The following is a 1,575-nucleotide window of genomic DNA, read 5'->3' on the forward strand; positions in this document are numbered from 1 at the left end:
TGATGCTGTGCCCGAATGGGGTGCCCAAGCCGACGGGCGTATCGTCATTGACGCGGCTTTCGTGATTTAGTATATACTGGCTTGATATACGGAGGTTGTGATGGCGCGACAATGGACCACCAAAGCATTCAAATCGGGCAACTCTGTCGCCCTGCGGTTGCCGAAAGGTGTGGGTTTCGTTGAAGGCGACGATGTAGTCATTCTTCCCCATAAGAGCGGACGCATTTCGATATGGAAAGAATCTGAGGCGTTGGCGGTTCTGATGAGCCTATATGGCAGCATGTCACCCGGCTTTATGAAACATGGCCGAGGAGATATTGAACAGGATGATCGCGTTTGGGACAAGTCATCTTACAAGTCGGTGGCTTGATTGTATCTTCTCGACACCAATATCTGCATCGATTTTGTCGATGGCCGCAGCGATATTGCGCGCCAACGGGTCAAAGACAACTTCAAATCAGGTTTATGCGTTTCTGCCATAACCGCAGCCGAGCTTCTGGTCGGGCCGAGAGAATCGAACGACCCAGAGGGTGATCGAGAAAAAGCCGAACGGTTTTTGACGATCGTCACCAATATGGATTTCGACCATCTCGCTGCGGAGCATTATGCGACGCTGGTCCAGCGTGTTGGCGTTAACAGGCGGAGCTTCGACCGATTGATTGCGGCTCATGCGCTGGCGCTGGGCGCCGTGTTGGTAACCAATAACGAAAAACATTTCGCCGACGTACCAGGGTTGAAGGTTGAGAATTGGACGGTTTGAGTGCAAAACAGATATTCCGGTGACATCGGTGATTACCTGAAAATCGGGTTGTTGAAGGCTATTTCGCCAGCCAAGCGCCTAGCCGTCTGTTGGTGGTTGCATCCAGATGAAAAACACAACGATGACGGGAGGCATATTTCCTATTTAAATAAGCCCGACTATTGGAGACCGGTATCGCCAGAGTTATTCGACGGCCTCGTTGATCTAGTTAAAACAGGTAATCGTTCGGTAGGCCGACTTGAGGATCTAATTGGAAGTTCCTGCTATTTCCATCGGGCAGAGGTTCCGACAGCCAAAAATCGTTTTCAAGATCGTGATATATGGTTTGCGCACCTGATGAATGATGTTGCGACAATGGATGTCTTGTTTGTTGACCCCGATAACGGCATTGACCTGCGTGACGACGCAGGCAAACGAAAATCCGCGAAGCGCGTAACATTATCAGAAATTTCATCTCTAGCCAGTGGCAAACGCACGCTAATAGTATATCATCATCAAACGCGCGCAAAGGGCGGTCACCATCTGGAAATATCCAATATTAGCTATCGCTTGCGAGAGTTGAAATTGGGTAGGGTAAGCGCAATCAGGGCAAAGCCCTTCTCGCCGCGTGTTTTTTTCGTAATTGGTCCTGACGATGAAGTTCATAATCGCTTGAAAGAGTTTGCGGGCGAATATCCAAAAATTTATGAGCATCACGAAGGCGAGCCCCGGTTGGTCGTCAAACCGACAGATAAATGGCACGCCCAAATTCTCACGCTTTACCCTGAAATGTTCCCCGGACCGCTGGGGATATCCTTGGCTGGCCGTGCGCTGGA

At 50.1% G+C, this 1,575-nt stretch carries 2 protein-coding genes and 1 pseudogene; all 3 read left to right on the plus strand.

The features are described from left to right. Positions 1–100: 100 nt before the first annotated feature. Positions 101–370 carry an AbrB family transcriptional regulator gene (locus HEQ34_RS14380; protein ID WP_296201606.1) on the plus strand — a complete coding sequence of 90 codons (270 nt, stop codon included), beginning with the start codon at positions 101–103 and terminating at the stop codon, positions 368–370. Next, complete coding sequence (locus HEQ34_RS14385) at positions 371–760, plus strand: type II toxin-antitoxin system VapC family toxin (protein ID WP_296201607.1); 390 nt, start codon at positions 371–373, stop codon at positions 758–760. After that, positions 761–1,575: pseudogene (locus tag HEQ34_RS14390) on the plus strand (hypothetical protein); the annotation flags it as partial.

It is taken from the genome of Sphingorhabdus sp. (assembly GCF_023910635.1).
GTDB lineage: Bacteria > Pseudomonadota > Alphaproteobacteria > Sphingomonadales > Sphingomonadaceae > Sphingorhabdus_B.

Bases quoted from the DNA above. Each gene is read 5' to 3' on its own strand.
- HEQ34_RS14380 (WP_296201606.1), top strand. From the start codon at position 101: ATGGCGCGACAATGGACCACCAAAGCATTCAAATCGGGCAACTCTGTC.